This is a genomic window from Lutibacter sp. HS1-25, assembly GCF_004121075.1.
In the GTDB taxonomy this organism is placed as follows: Bacteria; Bacteroidota; Bacteroidia; order Flavobacteriales; family Flavobacteriaceae; genus Lutibacter.
The window spans coordinates 32,956-52,794 of record NZ_RHLN01000001.1 but is presented as its reverse complement, the minus strand read 5'-3'; the positions used below and the strand labels follow the sequence as shown (position 1 = coordinate 52,794).

Here is a 19,839-nt window from a genome sequence, read left to right as displayed (position 1 = left end):
TTTTTATGGTTATAAATGCTGAACAAGAACGTGCCCAACTAAATCAAACTGGGCTAGAAATGTTGTCATTATGCATTTCACAAATAGAAAAAGCAACTGAAGCTTTTTTAACACACGATACAGACTTAGCTGAAGAAGTAATAAATACTGAAAACAGGGTAAATGCACTAGATTTAAAATTGCAAAACGATTGTGAAAAGTTTTTAGCTTTATACAATCCTGTTGCTGTTGATTTGCGTTTTGTAATGGCAGTTCTAAAAATAAATTTTGATTTAGAACGCATAGGAGATCACGCTTATGGTATATCTAGAATTATAGTTGACCAAGATAAAAAAATTCAACCAAATTTATTTGAAGTATTGAAATTCGATAAAATTTACGAAACAATTACTTCAATGTTTGATGATATTACAACTGCTTTTGAATCTAAAGATGCCTCATTTGCACGAAAAGTATTTAAAAAAGACAAAGTTTTAGATAAAATAAATGCAAATTCATATGCCATTATTGAAGAAGAAATAAAAAAAGACAATGGTGTTATTAACCAAACTTTACTGCTTTTTGCAATAATTAAAAAATATGAACGTGTTGGCGATTTGATAAAAAATATTGCTGAAGAAATTATTTTTTACTTAGAAGCTGAGGTATTAAAACATAAGAAGAAAAAATAAAATTTATGTAATTATAAATGGGTGCTTTTGGCGCTCATTTTTTTTACTTTTCAAAAAACTAAAAATTATTAAATTTAACTTACTTTTACCCACAAAATAATACATCCTATTTATATGGAAAATATATACTTATTTATGATTGTTGCCTTAGGGATTTTGGCAATTGCAGATTTAGTTGTTGGTGTTAGTAACGATGCTGTTAACTTTTTAAATTCAGCCATCGGTTCTAAAGCAATTTAAATGAAAACCATTTTAATTGTTGCCAGTATTGGTGTAGCCTTTGGTGCTGTTTTTTCAAGTGGAATGATGGAAGTTGCACGTAAAGGAATTTTTAACCCCGAAATGCTAATGTTTAGCGACATTATGGTCATTTTTATGGCGGTTATGATTACCGATATTTTGTTACTCGATTTTTTTAATACCATTGGAATGCCAACTTCAACAACAGTTTCTATTGTTTTTGAATTGTTAGGTGCCGCAGTTGCAGTTGCACTGATTAAAATTAGTGCTGCCGACGGTCAATTTTCTGATGTTGTAAATTATATAAATACTTCAAAAGCCACCGAAATTATTGTCGGTATTTTGTTGTCTGTAGTTATTGCATTTTCTATAGGTGCATTGATACAATACATAACTAGATTGTTACTTTCCTTTAAATTTGAAGAAAAACCAAATTGGGTAGGATCTTTATTTGGAGGTATTGCTTTAACTGGTATTATCTATTTTATTTTAATGAAAGGTATTGGAGGTACTAGCTTTGCAGGAGAGCATTACGACATAACCAATGGCTTAACAATTAAAGAATTTTTAGAAAAATTTGTTTCTTTAATTGTACTGGTAAACTTGGTTGTATGGTCTTTAGTTTCCTACTTGTTAGTTTCAATATTTAAGTTTAATATTTATAAAATTATTATTATTGCAGGTACTTTTGGTTTGGCTTTGGCATTTGCAGGAAACGATTTGGTAAACTTTATTGGTGTGCCTATTGCTGCATACCAATCATACGAAGCTTGGGTTGTTTCTGGAATTGCTCCTGATGCTTTTGAAATGAGTTTCTTAGCTAAAAAAGTACCAACACCAACAATTTTATTGTTTATCTCAGGAATTGTAATGGTACTAACTTTGTGGTTTTCAAAAAAAGCCAGATACGTTACCCAAACCGAATTAAATTTATCGAGAGAAGGATCGTCTCAAGAACGTTTTGAACCTAATTTTTTATCAAGATCATTGGTTAGAAGTTCAAAAGCAGTTTCAAAATATTTTTTATTAAAAACACCTCAACCAATTTTAGATAAAATAGACAAACAGTTTGAAAAACCTGTACTTCATTTAGACTCTAAAAAAGCAAAAGATTTACCTGCTTTTGATTATGTAAGAGCTGCTGTAAATTTAATGGTTGCCAGTGTATTAATTTCAATTGCTACTTCTTATAAATTACCACTTTCAACAACTTATGTTACTTTTATGGTTGCAATGGGTTCTTCATTGGCTGATAGAGCTTGGGGAAGCGAAAGTGCAGTTTATAGAGTTGCTGGTGTTTTAAATGTAATTGGAGGTTGGTTTTTTACTGCTATTGTAGCGTTTTTAGCTGCTGGTTTGGTTGCTTATTTAATTCATATTGGTGGTATTACTATGATAGTTGTACTTTTAATTGTTGCAGTATTGTTAATAATTAGAAACTCTTTATCATACATTAAAAAATCAAAACTTGTACCAGAAGAAGATAGTTTAACTCATACTGAAAGTGTTTCAACTGATGGTGTTGTTGTAGAAAGTGCAAAAAACATAGCTAAAGTTTTTAAACGCGTTAACAGGATTAATGAAAACGCTATTGATGGTTTAATTACTGAAAATGTTTCTGTACTTAAAAAAGCTAAAAAATCGGTATTAAAACTAGAAAGTGAAATTGAAGATTTACAAAACAATACTTTCTATTTTATTAAAAATTTACAAGAATCTTCAATAGATGCAAGTACATTTTATATCAATGTTATTGGTGAATTGCAAGACATTACTCAGTCAGTTGGTTTTATTGCAAAAATTACACATAAGCACGTAAATAACAACCATCAAAGTTTAAAGAAAAATCAATCAAAAGAATTGAAAGATATTCAACTAAAAGTTGATGCAATTTGTAAAAAAGTAAGTACACTTTTTAACAACAGTGCTTTTAAAAATATTCCTGAATTAAACGAGGAAATAAGTCAATTATTAAGAGAGGTTGCACTATGTGCTAAAAAGCAAGTAGAACGCACTAGAACTACAGAATCTAGCCCTAAAAATGCTACTTTGTATTTTAACATCTTATTAGAAATTGAAGACATGTTAAAATCAACTAAAAATTTATTAGAGCTAAACATTCATTAGTATAAAGTTTGATAAATTTCTAAATAAAAAAAGTCTGTACTAATTAATTTAAGTACAGACTTTTTTATTCCACAAAATTTAAACACTATTACAAATATTGACTTATTGCTAAACCTTTTAGCTATTCAATAATTACTTTTTTAGTAAAACTTCCTTCTGTAGTATTTACCTGAGCCATATAAACTCCTGTTGTTTTGATATTTAAATTAAATACAAGTTGGGTATTTTGAAGGTTTTTATTCCAAGTATGCATTTTTTGACCTAAACTATTGTATAAATTTATTGATTGTATATCTGTATTTAAATTGTTATTAATTTGAAGTTCGTTTGAATTGTTATTTACAAATACCTGAATTTTATTGGCTAAAATTTCGGCATTGTCAATAGCTAAAGTATTTTGAGCTTTAAATCTAAGGTCAAAACGATCTAAATATGTTCCTGCTTCTAAATAAATTTGAGCGGTATTACCTGTTAAATCATAGGTTTTATTGGTTAAATTATCATAAATATAACATTTTGTATTGGTATCAAAATTTTCCAAAGAATCTATACTTATGGTTGTTAATCCATTTGCTTCAACTACCAAGCCCAATTTTAATTGTTGATTTGTATCAAATTCTTTAATAGCCTGAATTACAAATTTTGCACCACTAAAAGTCCAAAACATATCTGCAGTGTAATCTTCAATTAACAAACCATCATAACCCAAATCAAAATCATTACTAGCATTTTGATCAGCACCAACCAATAATTGTCGTTCATAACCTGTAGGAGATTTAAATAACAATCTTATTTTTGGACGTGTATCTTCTTCAATAATTGCTTCCTTTATAGCTTCTTTTTTATGTGTTGATTTTAAGAATACCGAATTTCCAGAATCTTCAATAATACATTTTCTTTGACTATTTTTAAAAGTTATTGTTCCACCTGTTACAGACGTATTAATAGAATTAGACACTGTATCTATAGCTGCAACTACAAAAAATCCTTGATTTGCCGGAATATATCTTTCAGGAACCTTAACACCAGATGAGCCATTGTTGTTAATACGCTCATCATTTGCATAGGCTTTTGCGCCACCCATTATTGTATAAGTTGCATAACCACCTACATATTCCTTCAAAATATGTGTCTTTCCACTAAAATGATCCCAAAAATACAAAGCTCCATTAAAAATATTAGTGGCTGCATTACCTCCACAATCATTTATATTGTCTAAAATAAATGCATTTGCATCCAATGCTGAAGGGTATGGATTTCCAACTAACCTATCATTATTTATAGCTATGTTCAATGTAATATCCCCATTGTGAGGTTTTCCTTTAAAAACATAGTTTTGACAATCTGTAATGGATGCAACTCCTGAAGTTCCTTTCATTGTATAGCCCTCACCTGCTTTTAATAAAGAATTTTCATTTATTGAAACCCATGAGTCATAATCGCTATTTGTACCGTTAAAAGTATACAACCAATAAGAACTTAAAGTTATTGGTGATGTAACCGCTCCATCTGCCGCGGTATATGCTGGTTTAAAATTTATTGAAACAGGATTACTCTCTATAGTTCCATCTAACAAAACTTCAGCAATAGCATTGCTTGCATTGTTGGTTCCTGCTCCTGCAGCAATTGGAGATACTGATGATGTCCAGTAATTATAATTATAACTACTTTGGGTACCTTGTTGATCTTGCTCAATATAACCAGCACTATCTTCATCTAAAACACTTTCTGCACCCTGAACCAATTGTGATTTGCCTTCTAAATCAATAAAACCATCTAATTTTAAATACCAACTTACATTTAATTCTGAATTATTTTGAATACTAAATTCTATTGGGTTTAAACTTGCGTCTAATTGATTTACAAACAAGCCCAAATGTTTTTGATTGTTGTTGAAATAAACATCGTCATGTAAAATTTTCACAATAGACCAATCGTATGTAATAACATCGTTACCGTTTACACCATTAATTGAATGGTTTACTGCTGTAGGAAGCGTTCCTGATTGGTTAGTTACAAAAGGCAAAGGTGCATTTTGAACATCAATAATTTTCATATTGTAAATTTTAGCTCCAGTACCAATATCAACAGTCGCTGTACTTAAATCATCAATAATATCATCTTTATAAACATCCATTTTAAAATAGCGTTGCAAATAGGTCCAATCTAAAGGATTTACAGTGGCTTCATCAATATAATTTGTAACATCCATAGGAATGATGCTTCCCCTTACAATTCCACTATTATTTTCAATTTCCTGATACACTATTTTTTGAAGTTCGTTGGTAGAAAGTGCCTTGTTAAAAACTCTTACTTCATCTAAATATCCGTGGTAAAAATTACTATTTCCACCTGGAATTTTCCCCAAAGTAAACAATGAAGTATCTGCAGATAAGGATCCTGAAATACCAGTATCAACAGCAATTTCTTGACCATTAATAAATAATTTAAACTCATTGTTTGAATTGCTATATGTAGTTGCAATATGCACCCATTGATTTAGAGTTAATGGTGTACTATAGTTTAAATTACTTCCACTTGCATGTGCTGAAATGGTTTTATCTGCATTTAATTGAATAAAAAACTCATTTTGTCCTAATATATGTTGAATTCCTGTTGAAGAAGGATCTATTTTTACCCAACACATCATACTTACTTCACCCCAAGCATTGATAACTGCAATATCTTCAGCATAGTCATTACGTCCATCAAAATACAAATGCAATTTTCTATCTAAATCTCTTGGAGAACCAAAAGTAGCATCGGAAGTATCAAATAAATCTACAATTCCATCACCTTCGCTATCATTTGTATCATCAATAACACCATCATTATTGGCATCTAAGTTTGCGTATAACGTATGTGAGATATCAAAAGTTACCCCATCAGAAGTTACATCCATATAATCTGGAATACCATCAGCATCAGAATCTAACACATAATACGTATTTCCCAAACCTTGGTTTTCGTTTCCGTATGCAGTCTCAAAAGTATTTCCGTTAAAATAATCGTAAATATCTAAAATCCCATCGGTAAAATATTCTAAGGTTCCATCAGATTCATAATCGGTTTCTCTAACATAATCTGTATCGGGACCTTGCCCCACACCATTTCCTGAAATATCGCCATCACCATTTTGAAAAGTTGCATTTGCTATATTTCCAGCACCCGATTCGTCTACATCAAAAATACTATCATTATCACTATCTAAGTCTAAATAATTAGGAGTTCCATCTCCATCAGAATCTAGCGGAATATTTCCTTCAGCAGCATCATGCATTCCATTTGCATTGGCATCAACCCAACCAGAAGGGAAAGGAATTTTAGCCGTACCTGCACTTAAACTTCCTAAACCTGCTTCAACAACATCAGGAATACCATCATTATCACTATCTAAATCAAAAATATCTGCTACTCCATCGCTATCCGTATCACAAAGTGTTTGAGAAATTACAATATCATCAAGGGCTAAATCGTTACCAGCTCCACCAGGAGCGTTGTTTATAAATCGAACAATAAATTTATCTACATTGCCTAAAACAATGTCATTTCGAGTAAAATTTTGCCATTCATTTTCAGCACAAGTGTTGTCTCCAGTACCAGCAGCACATCTACCAAATTCGCCCGTATCAATACTTGTAATTTCGTTTCCTAATAAATCTAAAAATTGTACTGTTACATTGGGTAAAATAGAGCCTGAATAAGTACTTTGTGCCATAATATTTAAAACCCAAAAACTATACGTAATAGGAACATTTGGTAAAATACCGGTTATTGTAGTTTCATAAAAAACACCTGGAGCCCAAGCTGCGTTAAAAACGGCCATTCCTCCGGTATCTCCATCATTAGGAGTATGATCTAACACATTGGTCCAAGCTAAATCGCCATGAATATTCTCTGGATCACTAGCTATGGTACCTGCAATTTTTGAAACAACCACATATTCACCATCATCAAGAATCCAAGTAGAGCCACAAGAAGAACCGCTGCCAGTTCCAGGCTCATAACAGTATGTGGTAGTTGCATTGTATGAAGTATTAATTGTTGTTCTAGTACCTGGAGTTAAAGTACCAAAGGTTTCATTTAAAAATTTATAATTTGCAGGTATTGATATGGAAGAATTTTTACAAGTATTTTCTTCTATAGCATCTAAAATACCATCATTATCATCATCAATATCAACATTATCAAAAATACCATCGCCATCACTATCAAAAAAGTTTTGAACGCCAAAACCTGCAATATTGAAAGTGTATAAACTTTCATCAGAATCATTATTTGAAATTTGAATTGTTGCAGTTTTTGAACCTAAAGAAAGTGGTGAAAATGTAACTTGAAACGTAGTTGAATTTGCAGAAGAAATAGGCGATGTTGTTGAAGATAGATCTACTGAAAAATTTGCCGCATCGGCTCCAGTAATAACAACATAAGGCGAATTATTTAACACCAAATTATCTAAACCCCAATTTTCTATAGTAAAAGTTTGCGCTATTGAACTAGATGCCAAATTAACACTTCCAAAATCGGTTCCGTCTGTTACAGAAAAAGCAGTTTTTCCTGAAGGAATTGAAATGCCGTTACCTGATAGATAAATTTCAACACCAGCAACCAAAGCAGTACCTTCAATTGCTATATTATCAAAAGCTATATCACCCTGCCAAGAATTTGCCCTAGTAATTACAAACCTAAATTGCACTAAACTCCCTTGATAAGCTAATAAATCTACAAGCCCTGACAACCAAGTATTTTGATCTACATTTTGACTTCCTGTTAACGAAAAAGAAGTTGATTGCCAACCTGTATTATTTTCATTTATTTCAAGAGCTAAAGTTCCAACATCACTAATACTGTTGCTACTATACATATGATAATCAAAAGAAAATGTTGGTTGCATATATCCCGCTAAATCAATCACAGGGCTAGTAAAAATTGCAACATCTCCGTTTAATCTAGGGCTAGACATTTCAGCAAACATATAATAATTACCTGAAGAAGCTATATTAGGTCCTGTACCAGCTGAAGGTGTGCCACCAGATAGTCTAGTTAAGTCAAAATCATCTCCAGCACTTTGTGTCCAACTATCAAGTCCAAATTCAAAATCAAATGAATCAATTGTAGTTTGAGCGCAAACTGGGAGTATAAAAAAGCAACTTAAAATTGCCAATTTTATTGATTTTATCATAACATAGGGGTTTGAGATGTTATTTAAAAACTCAATTAAACTTATAAATGTATACGTTTTTTAAGTAGGTACTATATATTGTAATTAAATGATTACAAAATAGTTAGATAGCTTTAAACATTGTTTAAAATACAAAAGATTTATTTTAATAAATGCTCAAAAAAGTGTTAAAATAAGAATTGTGGTTATTTTCATAATTAATGGGGTTTTGAAATACTAATTTACAAAAAAAATAAACATGAAAATTATTTTATATAAATAAAAAACAATAAGTAGCTAAATATCAGCAAATAACATGTATTATTCAACAATAATTTTTTTATTTATTAAACCTATATTTGTTTTTATTTGAACCAAATACATTCCAGGTACTTTGTTATTAACTGGTAGCGTAATGGTAACATCTTTGAGATTATTTTTCCAATAATTTTGTAATTGACCCAGACTGTTGAATAATTTAACACTTAATATTTCAGTTTGTTTTGTGTTATTTATTCGAAGTTCAGAATTAGCATTATTCATAAATATTTGCATTTCTTGTTCTAAAGTTTCTTTAGAAACGGCTAACGTGTTTTTTGGTGCGAATGTTAAAGAAAAACGATTTTCATAAGTACCTGCATCTAAATTAATTTCGAATGGCTGATTGTTAATTTTATTGGTTGTTCCTAAAAAAGCATCTTTTATAAAAATATCAGTATTGCTATCTATGTTCTCTAAATCATCAATTTCTATACTTACCAAACCTGTTTTTGCTATTTTTAATCCCAACGAAAATTCTTCCATTTCGCTAAAATTATTTACAGCCTGAATAACATATTTTGTTTCATTTACAATCCAATACATATCTTCTTTTCCTAAATCGGCTATTAGAGCATCATAACCTAAATCAAAATTATTGGTTGCTTTTTCATCTTCACCTAATAATAACTGCCTGTGAAAACCTTTAGGCGAATTAAACTTCAACCTAATTTTAGAACGTGTATCGTTGTCTAGATTTTTAGCTGTTGCTGTTTTTTTATTGGTTTTAAAAAATACAGAACCTTCATTTGTTATTGTAGTTCTTTCTTTTTCAAAAACACGCTGACTGTTTTTAAATACAATATCACCACCACTAATGACAATTGGGGTTTTTAACGAATTTGTAAGGGTATCATTAGCTGCAATTACAAAAAAACCTTGATTTAAAGGAATATATCTTTCTGGTCTTTTTGTACCTCGCTCACCAGTAGCATTGATTCTAGAATCATTTGCATAAGCTTTTGCGCCACCCATTAAAGTATAAGTTGCATATCCGCCTTCGTAATCTCTTGAATTATGACTACCTGATTGTCCAAAGTGATCCCAAAAATAAAGCGCTCCATTAAAAATATTTCCTGTTGTATTAGTTCCTCCATCTGCCACACTTATATTGTCTAATATAAACTCATTTGCATCTAATGCAGAAGGATAAGGGTTTCCTACCAACCTTACTTCATCAGCTAAAATAGGTAACTTAATTTCTCCATTATTAGGCTTTCCTTTGAATACATAATTTTGATTGGTTGTAATTGCCTCACTGCCTGAAGTTCCTTTCATTGTATAGCCTTCACCTGGTAATATTGTGGTATTTTCATTTATTGAAGTCCATGCTGTATAATCTGTATCTAATCCGTTAAATTTGTATAACCAGTAAGTACTAATTCTTTTATTTCCAGAGTAATTAGCATCAGCATATGTATAAGACGAATTATAACTAATAGACTTAGGTGTTGTAGAATCTGATCCATCCATTAAAAATTCTAAAACTGAATCTCCAGTGTTTGTACTTTCTATACCAGTTCCTCTTTGACCAACTCCGGAAGGAGTTATTGTATTTACTGAAGATGACCAATAATTAAAATTAAAACTACTTGCTGTTCCTTGTTGGTCACGCTCTATATACCCCCCGCTATCTTCATCTAAAACACTTCCAACTTCTTGTATCAATTGAGATTCACCAACCAAATCAATTACTCCATCTAACTCTAAATAATGTGTTATAAATAAACCTTGACCATCATTACTTTCATCTTGTAAGGCTGGTAATGGGTCTGCAATTGTTATTATTCCAGCAGTTTGAACTAACCCTAAAACTGAAATATCTCTATCACCAGAGGAAATATTGTGTGAAACCTCAACAATGTTCCAGTTTATAGAAGTAGTACCGTCTAAAGCCACACTATTTGGCGGCATTTGAGTGCTATAATTTAACCAAGTTTCAGCAGTATCCCATTCGCCATCATTATTAGAAACATAAGGTAAAGGAGCAGTTTGAGGTGTTACAACCGATTTTCCTTTATTTAAATAATTAATTCTTAAGAAATTTCGACTATCTGTTAAGCCTTGTACTGTAGAACCATAAAATGAATTAAAATCGTAGTAGGCTTTTAATTTACTCCAATCTTTATCACTTAATTCATTGCTTGCAGTAGCTTCAGGTATCACCACACCACTAACCTTTCCTCCAGAAGTTTTAACAATTTCTTGATTCATTAAATATCGTACTTGAGCTTGTGTGAGTGCGTAATCAAATACTGTGATTTCATCAATTTCTCCATTAAATGTGTTTGTAAACACATCATCATCATACAATGCACCTACTGAAAAATGACCAAAATTTGGGGTTGGAGCAGGTATATTTTGAACAGATTTATCCAAAACTCCATCTACATATAAAAATACTGTTCCACCGCTATAAGCAAATGATATATAATGCCATTTTGTATCTGAAATAGTTACCGTTGAAGTAAATACAGGATTAACTGTGTCATCTACAATAATTTCAATTTGATTTGAAGTATTTAATCGCATTTGTATTTTATCTCCTTTTGCCATAATAGTTCGTGGATTGGAGCTAGAATTTACTGTTCTAATCCAAGCAGAAACTGTAAAATTATAGATGTCTAAATCTAACCCTGATTCTCCTACTAAAAAATCTGTAGTGCCTAAATTTAGAGCACCTTTTGAAGCTACTTGAGGAGCTTTTGCAAAAGTAAAATACAAGGTTTGATCAAAATCATACCAAGTATATAAATTACCTGAAACCGCATTATATTTTAACGGTATAATATCAATTATTTTATCTGCTGCAAAACTAGGATCATCGGCAACTACTAGGGCGTATTCTTCTGATGCTAATTTTGAAAATGATGTTGTTAACGCAGTTTCTAGAATACTTACATATACATCACCTACATCTTCACCCACACCTGTTGTAGGTACAATTTTCCATTCTCTATTTATTTTTGTGATGGTTGAAGCGTAACCAGTTCCTAATGTAATAGATGTTGTTACTGGGTCTGCGCTAAAATTACCATTGTTACAACCCCAAATTAAATAATTTAAATTGTAACCAAAATCATGTGAATTGGCATTGTTGGTAGCAAAAATATTTCCTAAATATATAGTTACATCATTTGGATCATTTTGACTTTTAGATTGTTTTTGATCTAAATCAGAATTATCATCTCTACCAATACCTGCAATATTATAGTTAAATCCGGAATTGGCAGTAATATCCCAAATTTTAGTACCTGCTGAATTATAATAGTCTTTACTTGTGCCATTTACACCCAAGGTAATTCCGTATTTAATTGCCAAATACGATTCTATTTTTGGTCTATCTATATCAGGAACTCGGGTAGCATAGGTCATAATTTCAGCAACATAACCATTTAAGTTACCATTGGTATCGTGTATGTTTTTACCTATATTATAAGGAGTTCCAAACCAAGTTCCAGAATTATCATAACCTAAATTACCAAAAGTAATGTTACCAGTTGGTATACTAGTTTGATCAACCCCATTGTAAACCATATTTTGTGCGGTTATTGCTGCATTATTATGAACATTTACAATACCTGCACTAGCATATGTTTCTGTATTTGAACCTTCTATAGTATAATATGGATTTGAAGAAATAGAACCTTGATTATACCAAAGTCGTTCACCTGTTAATCTGGTATTGCTAGTGTCAAAATTTCCAAAACCAAGACCCGTAATATCATCTGTTGGAGTTGAGTCTGGATCTGCATCGTTTGTAAATGCATCTCCATCATTATTATAATTTGCATTTCCTGAAAAAGAACCATCTACATTGGTATAATTAGAAACTGTACCCGACAAAATTGTCATTGCTGAAGAAGTTGCCACATCGGTTGTTGGCTTAATAACTACAAAAATATCCTGCGTATAAAATCCGTTAATATCGTTTTCTAAATATTGATTAATAGTACTTCCATTATTTTCGAATTTTATTACAGGATTAAAATTTAGGTTATGTGCTGCATCATCATAATATGTTGGTTCATTTCCTACAACAGAAGTAGCATTTTTACCATTGGTACCTCTATCTGTCCATAGAGAAACCTTTGAACTTCCATCTTTAACAACACCTCTATTTGACCTTAACCACAACCTAAAATCGGCCGAAATACCACCTGGACCTGGACCAGTATAATTAAAAACTTCTGCCTTTACATCAAAAGTAAAAGTGGTGTCATTATTTAGAATTGTAATTGTACCAGTTACTGTACCTGTAGATGCACCAACAGAAAATGTGATTGGCACTACAACTGATCCTCCAGGATTAATATCAAAAGGATAAGTTAATGGAGAATATGAGGGAAGGTTTAAAGGTGTACCTATGGTAAAATTACCAATACTACTAGTTATAGCCGAAGTTGGTATTGTAAGAACACAACTACCTGTGTTTGTGATTACAAAATTGTGTGTAATGGTATTGCCGCTTTCAATAACACCAAAATAAGTACCATTATCATCTGATGTTATAACTGATCCATTGGTAATTGAAGCTAAAGGAGAGCCTCCTGAAACAGAAATAGCAGGTGCCCCTGTGACTTGTAATGTAAACTCAAAATCTCCTTTATTTGTTTCTATAGTAATAGTTGAACTACTTGAACTACAAGTTGTACCATTATTATAAATTATAAGATTTAAATAATCATTGTTTCCTTTACAATCTGTTGGCTTTATTTTTGTGTAGCCATAATAATATGCATCATACGTTGGATAGTTCGTATAATACATATTTTTAATATTTAAATTAGAACAATTTGAAGCTACGTTTGTTATTTGAAATTCCAAACGTTCCCCAGCTGTTATACTAATAACATCTCCATTGTTTACAACAGCTCCTCCAAAAATATTAACCTGCATCGTTTGAGAATTCCCTATAAAACCTATAAGAAAAAACAAAAGAAAGAAAATTTTCAAACCATATTTATTGTAATTTGCCCCCATACTTTATACAATTAGTTTTTTAAATATACAAAAAAAAACGTATAAAGTTAATAAAATGCATTATTTTTAATACAAACGGTAAATTAAAGACTATTATTTACCTTTTTAAACTATATGTTTATCAATAAGGAAGCAGAAAAATTACGGCCAGGGGCGCTTATAGCTGAAGCAAATTCTTTGTAATGAGTATCAAAAATATTGTCGAAATTTACAAAAAAACTAAAATTTTTATTGAGCTTATAATTAGCGTTGATGTTAAAAATATACCAACTAGGACTACCATAATAAGTGTCTAAAGAAGCATTGTAAGGCGTTTGTTCAATATTATCTATTCCTTCCACCAAATTGTATTTATCAATACTTTTTTTACCATTAAAAATCCATTTTACACCTACATTAAATCGTTCATTTTGATAACCTGTACCCAAAGAACCAAACAACGGAGGAATAGATGATAAAGGGTCTTTGGTATCATAAGCCTTTCCTTGTGTATATGTAATTGAGCCATTGGCGTAACAATTGGCATTAAAATTACCGTTTACGCTAAAAGTACCTCCAAAAATATATGCATTTTTTTTGTTAACATTTGCCATTGTTAACACTTCCTCTCCATCATAAATAATTGTTGAAGAGCCATTTAAATCAAAATAATCACGCGTAATATAATTATGAAGTAACGTGTAATAAATATTTAATCCGGTTTGAAATGTTTTATTATTGAAGTATTTTAAAATTGTAGTTTCAAAATTATAAGCATACTCTGGTTTTAAATACATATTTGGAACGGTAACTTCTCCGCCTTTTTCTCTAATTTTTCCAATATCATCAATATTTGGAGATCTAAATCCTGAAGATACAACACCATTCATTTGCCAATTTACAGATGGTCTAAAAATATAGCCTACAGTTGCTGTAACCGCTGCATTATTTAAACTAATATCCATATCTGGCAAGATTATAAATGTATCATCTATCCATTTAGCCGTTAAATGCGTACCCGTTAAACGAACACCTGTATTTAGTGTAGATCGTTTACTTATATTTTGTCTGTAATTAATATATGCCGCTGCGCTAGAATAGGTACTACCACCTTCTGGATAACGAGATTGTATGGTAAACTCGTTTGCAATACCTATCACCGAATTGTTGTAAACCTCTAGTGTTTTTCCTATTGCATCCGAATCTACTTTGTTATATGTAAGCTCTCCTCCATACGAAAATACACGTGTTTCATCTTTAGTTAAAGGCACAAAAAAGTCACCATTTAAACTTAAAACATTTACAGTTTCATCTCTGTAATATCCATCTAAACTAGTAAATTTACGTTGCACTCTAGACTCTTTTATATTTTGATATGCCAAAACAATAGTACCGCTTTCTAACAATTTTTTATCAGGATTTATTTTTAACTGTGGCGAAATTAGCAAGCGTTTTTGAGGTCCATAATACCACTCTGCAAATTTTAATTCGCCTCCAGAATATTCGGTTAAATTGTCAAATCTTGGGTTGTTTGAAGATACTGAATATTGAAAATTGAAATCAAATTCTGTGTTATCAGAAAGTGGAACAACAAACTTTTGCAATACATCTGTTTGACTAAAATTAGTGTTTTTTTGAATATTTGGATTTGAATTTTGAACTGGATTTGGATTGTAATAAGTGCTTGTGTTGTTAGAATATTCATAAACTTTTCCCCAGGTATCAAAACCGTGCGTTCTGTTGTCTCCCATTCTCAAATCTCCAAAATTACTATAAGTAACATCGGTAAATGATGCCCACTTTTTAAATCTAAGTTCTAAATTACCTTCAGTAGTAATTTCATTATTTGCAGTACTATAACGAGAAAAAATAGCACTGTTAATTATGGTTTTTTCACTAACTTTTGGTGATTTTGTATAATAATGAATTACACCTCCTAAGGCATCAGATCCATAAACAACTGATGATGGTCCAAAAAGCACTTCGGTTCTTTCTAAAATATTTGGCGAAACAGAAATTGAATTTTGTAAATGACCCGTTCTATAAATACCGTTGTTCATTCTAACACCATCAACAACCAATAAAACACGGTTGGCTTCCATACCTCTTAAAACAGGGCTTCCGCCTCCAAATTGTGATTTTTGAACTCTAACTCCCGGTAAAAACGCCAACAAATCGGCCGATGTTTGTGGTGCTAATCGTAAAATTTCAGCTTCTGAAACTACATCAACTTGCTCGGCAATTCTACTCCTAACTTCATTTCCTTTTGAAGCTGATAATACTATTTCTTCTAAAAATTCGGCTTTTTTATTTAAATACACCACATATTCAATAACTGATAGTTCTCGCTTTAAAATTTCATATTCGTAAAAACCAATGTGATTGAATGAAATAATATCTGAATCATTAAACAGCGATAAATTAGCAATCCCTTTTTTATCGGTATAAACTATAATCCCTTTAGTTTCATTGTAAATTGTAACATTTTCAATAGGAAATCCTGATCCACGTTCTAACAACCTAACCTTTTGTGCTTTAACTGATAACGTTACAATAAAAAGAAGAAATAAAAATAAAATTCTCATAATTAACTAAATACAGCCTTTAAAACATTTAATGATTTTGGTTTTTTAAAACTACCCAAATGCAATTCGTAATATTGAACAAGAATGGTTAAAACTGCCTGCCTATTTGCGGCATTAAAATCAACCTGGTCTAATACATCAAAATTTATGCCTAAAAGCTTTTTAAATTGACTTAAGTTTTCGCCTGAAACAGCGTTTGGTTTGTTGTTTATTGAAAAGCTTCCTTCTAACAAATCAAAATAAGGAGCTTTAACCACATTTAATTCAGGATAAAAGCCCAAATACTTGGTTAAATTTAACAGAAATAATAAGTGAAAATTTGAACAATTTGTATGTGTATCGAGCCATAAAAAAGAGGTTTCAAGGTATTTAAATAAATCACTATTTTGCTCTTCTTCTTTTATAGAATTGTATACCATCTCAGCCAAAAACAAAGCAATAGTTTGCTTTTTAATATCGGTATATATCGCATTGTAAAAATGAGATACAGACACTTCTTTTAAACTATTTAAAGTTCCTTTATTATTGTGATTTGCTGTTAGTTGAAGTTGCATTAAAGGCTGAAAATAAGCCGCCTTAATATTGCTTTTTTTGGACTTTAGTACACCTCTTAAAAGGTACGATTTAATTCCGTAATTTTCAGTATAACAAGTTGTTATTAAACTAGTATCTCCATATTTTATACTACTTAAAACAATTGCTTTTGTACTCTCAATCATTTTTAATTAATTATGGCAATTTTAGCCACTTGCGTTTCTGTTTTGTCATTAGCAGTTAACAAAACAATATAAACTCCAGAAGCTACTTTTTTACCAGCTAAATTTGTTTTGTTCCAAACAACCTTACCACCAAATAACTCATCACCTTCCTGCACATTGGTTTCATAAACCAAATTTCCGGCAGTATCCACAATTTTTACATTGGTTCCTTTAGGTAAATGAGTTCCATTTCTACCATCAATAGTTATAAATTCGTTTGTTTTGGTTGAAGGATTGGGATATGCATATACTTCAGTTAAACTTTCTCCATATACAGAAACATTGCTATTATATGCAACTATACCTTTATCTGTTGCAAAATAAACAATACCTGAATTGCTATCAATTGCAATTTTTAAAATGTTGTTTGAAGGCAAAGGGGAGTTGAATTTATTGAAATTATTTAAAGTAGTTGCACCATTAGGATTGGTTTGAAGTGCACCACCCGATAAAGTACCAAACCATTTATTGTCTGCTCCATCAATAGCTATACTGTTTACAACAGATTCACCTAAAAGTTTTTTAGGAACACCATCATCTAAAATAATTACAGGCTCTGCATTAACAACGTTTTGATTGAATAAATTAGATGCATTATAAAGTACCACCAAACCCTTTAAGGTACCAATCCAAAGTCTATTACGACTATCAACCTGAATGGTTCTTACATTTAAATCGGGTAAAGAACCTTTATTTTCTTCGGTAGTAAGTGAAGCCTTTTTTTCACCGTTTTCATTATAAGCCAAAACACCATTTCGCCTTGAACCTATATATACAGTATTGGTTCTATCAACTATCAATTCGTTTAAACCAAGGGCTGTATTTGTAATAACAGAACTCATATCTACACTTTTCCAACTTCCACTTTCAGCGTATTTCTTAATTCTATTATCAACCCAAGCATTGGCAATCCATAAATTACCCGATCTATCAAAAGCTGAACCATTGATTCTGGTTGATAAATAATTAGGAGCTGTTGGTAAAAATACTTTTTCGAGAGGGCTATTGGTGAAATTCCAAAATTCTGACACTTCATCATCTTCAACAATTAACATACCTCCAGTATTTGAAATGTCGGTTGGACCACTTGCTCCCCAAGAACTTATATAAACTTTGTTTACATTTAAATCATCAAAAGTTATATTTACCAGATTTTTGACATTAAAATCTTTATAAGGTTTATTTACCCAATTTTCACCATTAAAATGACTGTATGGGTACTTACCATTTAATGGCGTATATGCGCCGTCATAACCTCCATAAACAGCCCATAAATGCCCATCTTTTGCTGCTATAGAAAATACGGCATTAGAAGTTGGGCCATCGGGGTGAATTTCTTCAAAAATATCAACATTTGGTAAAATACTTTTTAAAATTCCAAATTCTTTTGTTCCTAAAAACAAGGTGTTTGCCTCAAAATAAGCCGTATTTAAATTGTAATAAAAATCATTATTAGAATTTGTTGTATAATTTACAATGTCTAATAAATTTTGATCAATAACATTTACAATTCTTTGAGTTGCAATTGACAAATAATTTGAAGATGCTTTTAAACTTAAAATATTTTGAGAATATGTTTTTTTAGCTATTAAGTTATTTGAACTAAATGTATATAAATTACGAGATTTGGCGGTATAAATTTCATTATTAAACAATTCTATAGCAACAAAATCTCCAGTAAAATTTTGAGTCCAACTGTTGTAATCAATTAAATACGGATTGCGCACATTTGCAGTAAAAATACCGTTTTCAGTAGCCGCATAAATAATATCATTAACAATTTGAATATCGTTTACTTTTATTTCAGTTGATTGGTTTCCAATAAAATAAGTATCGCCAAATTGTAATTTTTCAATATTATAAACTACAACAGCAAATGAAGTTGCTATATATAAGTTATTTTCAAACTCTGAAATATCATTAATTTGTTTGCTACCCGAATAATTAAAATTAACAATATCCTTAGCAACAGTAATATTTCCCTTTTTATCAATAATTTCAATCAATCCAGTTTCATAACCAACCACCATTTTTTCAAAAGCCTTGCTGTAATATATACTGGTTGTTGTTTCGCCTGTAAGTCCGTTTACCGATGAAATTTTATTAATTTCACCAGAATTTATATTGTATTTAAATACGGCATTGTCAACAATTGCATAGATTTCATTTTCTACTTTAACAAAATCCTTTACATTATTGTAGGAATAAAAATCTTCCCAACTATCAGAATAATCAAATTGGGCAATACTAAATTGAAAGAAAAGCAGGATTATTATTTGACTAATTTTTTTCATAAATTATTTCAAATGTATCAATATTTAATGTAAGCGGTAAAGGTATTGATTTTAGGTTGAATTTAAAGCAAAAAAAAACCTTGAACATTGCATTCGAATTACAATGTTCAAGGAATAAATAAATCAACCCCAAAGACTTATTTAATGTTTTAATGCATTGTGTCAAAACCCCTCTTGACAATAATACAAGACAAATATACAACGGATAATGATATCATTTTAACAAATTTCACAAATGCTCGCAAAAAATATATAAACGGTAGTCGATTATTAACAAATGGTTGTCTTAAATCACAATAAAATGATATTTAGCACCTAATTGAAGTTGAAAAACCAACATTTTAAATAAATTTTTACAAAAAACAGACATAAAATACTTGTTATCAGTATTTTATTTCAACTGAAGAAAAACAACTACCTTGATATATCTTAAAATTATAGTACGTGTAATTAAAAAAAGCTATGAGTAGGATTATAACTTTACAACTTCTACCAATGAATCAAAACCCCAAGAAGCACCTTTCTTTTTATAAATGGCTTTTTTTACAACATTCTCTTTACTAAATTGTATAGTTCTAGTAAAAATAGTTTCTCCTATGTTTTGAACAACGCTAGCAGATCCAATAAATTTAACATCAATATGACTATTTTCAATATCATTTAATATCTTAGAATCTGACGGTATGGTGAATTTTAATATTGACATTTATCTTAAATATGTAC

Annotated in this window: 7 protein-coding genes and 1 pseudogene; 2 read left to right on the top strand and 6 right to left on the bottom strand. The window is 30.7% G+C overall.

Translation table 11 applies throughout. From position 1 onward, the window contains the following. Positions 1-5 precede the first annotated feature (5 nt). Together phoU and EC396_RS00205 are read left to right on the top strand one after the other, a co-directional pair. The gene (gene phoU / locus EC396_RS00210) at positions 6-671 is read left to right on the top strand and encodes a phosphate signaling complex protein PhoU (protein ID WP_129364684.1); all 666 of its coding nucleotides are present in this window, start codon (positions 6-8) and stop codon (positions 669-671) included. A gap of 114 nt (positions 672-785) precedes the next feature. Beyond that, positions 786-3,038, top strand: a pseudogene (locus EC396_RS00205) (anion permease). A 121-nt stretch (positions 3,039-3,159) separates the two neighbouring features. On the opposite strand, the gene EC396_RS00200 reads toward EC396_RS00205, so the two are convergent. The 6 genes from EC396_RS00200 to EC396_RS00175 form a co-directional block, all read right to left on the bottom strand. After that, positions 3,160-8,220, bottom strand: a complete 5,061-nt coding sequence (locus EC396_RS00200; RefSeq protein WP_129364683.1) for a LamG-like jellyroll fold domain-containing protein — start codon at positions 8,218-8,220, stop codon at positions 3,160-3,162. 300 nt (positions 8,221-8,520) lie between these two features. After that, entirely contained in the window at positions 8,521-13,416 is a 4,896-nt protein-coding gene (locus tag EC396_RS00195) for a LamG-like jellyroll fold domain-containing protein (protein ID WP_164975168.1), read from the bottom strand. A gap of 194 nt (positions 13,417-13,610) precedes the next feature. Continuing rightward, entirely contained in the window at positions 13,611-16,064 is a 2,454-nt protein-coding gene (locus EC396_RS00190) for a TonB-dependent siderophore receptor (RefSeq protein ID WP_129364681.1), read from the bottom strand. A gap of 2 nt (positions 16,065-16,066) precedes the next feature. Continuing rightward, a complete protein-coding gene (gene recO / locus EC396_RS00185; RefSeq protein WP_129364680.1) occupies positions 16,067-16,783 on the bottom strand; it encodes a DNA repair protein RecO in 717 nt (238 codons plus the stop codon). Positions 16,784-16,785: 2 nt separating this feature from the next. Then, on the bottom strand, positions 16,786-19,116 hold the full coding sequence (locus EC396_RS00180) for a two-component regulator propeller domain-containing protein (RefSeq protein WP_129364679.1): 2,331 nt from the start codon (positions 19,114-19,116) through the stop codon (positions 16,786-16,788). Positions 19,117-19,588: 472 nt separating this feature from the next. After that, the gene (locus EC396_RS00175; protein WP_129364678.1) at positions 19,589-19,822 is read right to left on the bottom strand and encodes a hypothetical protein; all 234 of its coding nucleotides are present in this window, start codon (positions 19,820-19,822) and stop codon (positions 19,589-19,591) included. Between the last annotated feature and the right edge of the window lie 17 nt (positions 19,823-19,839).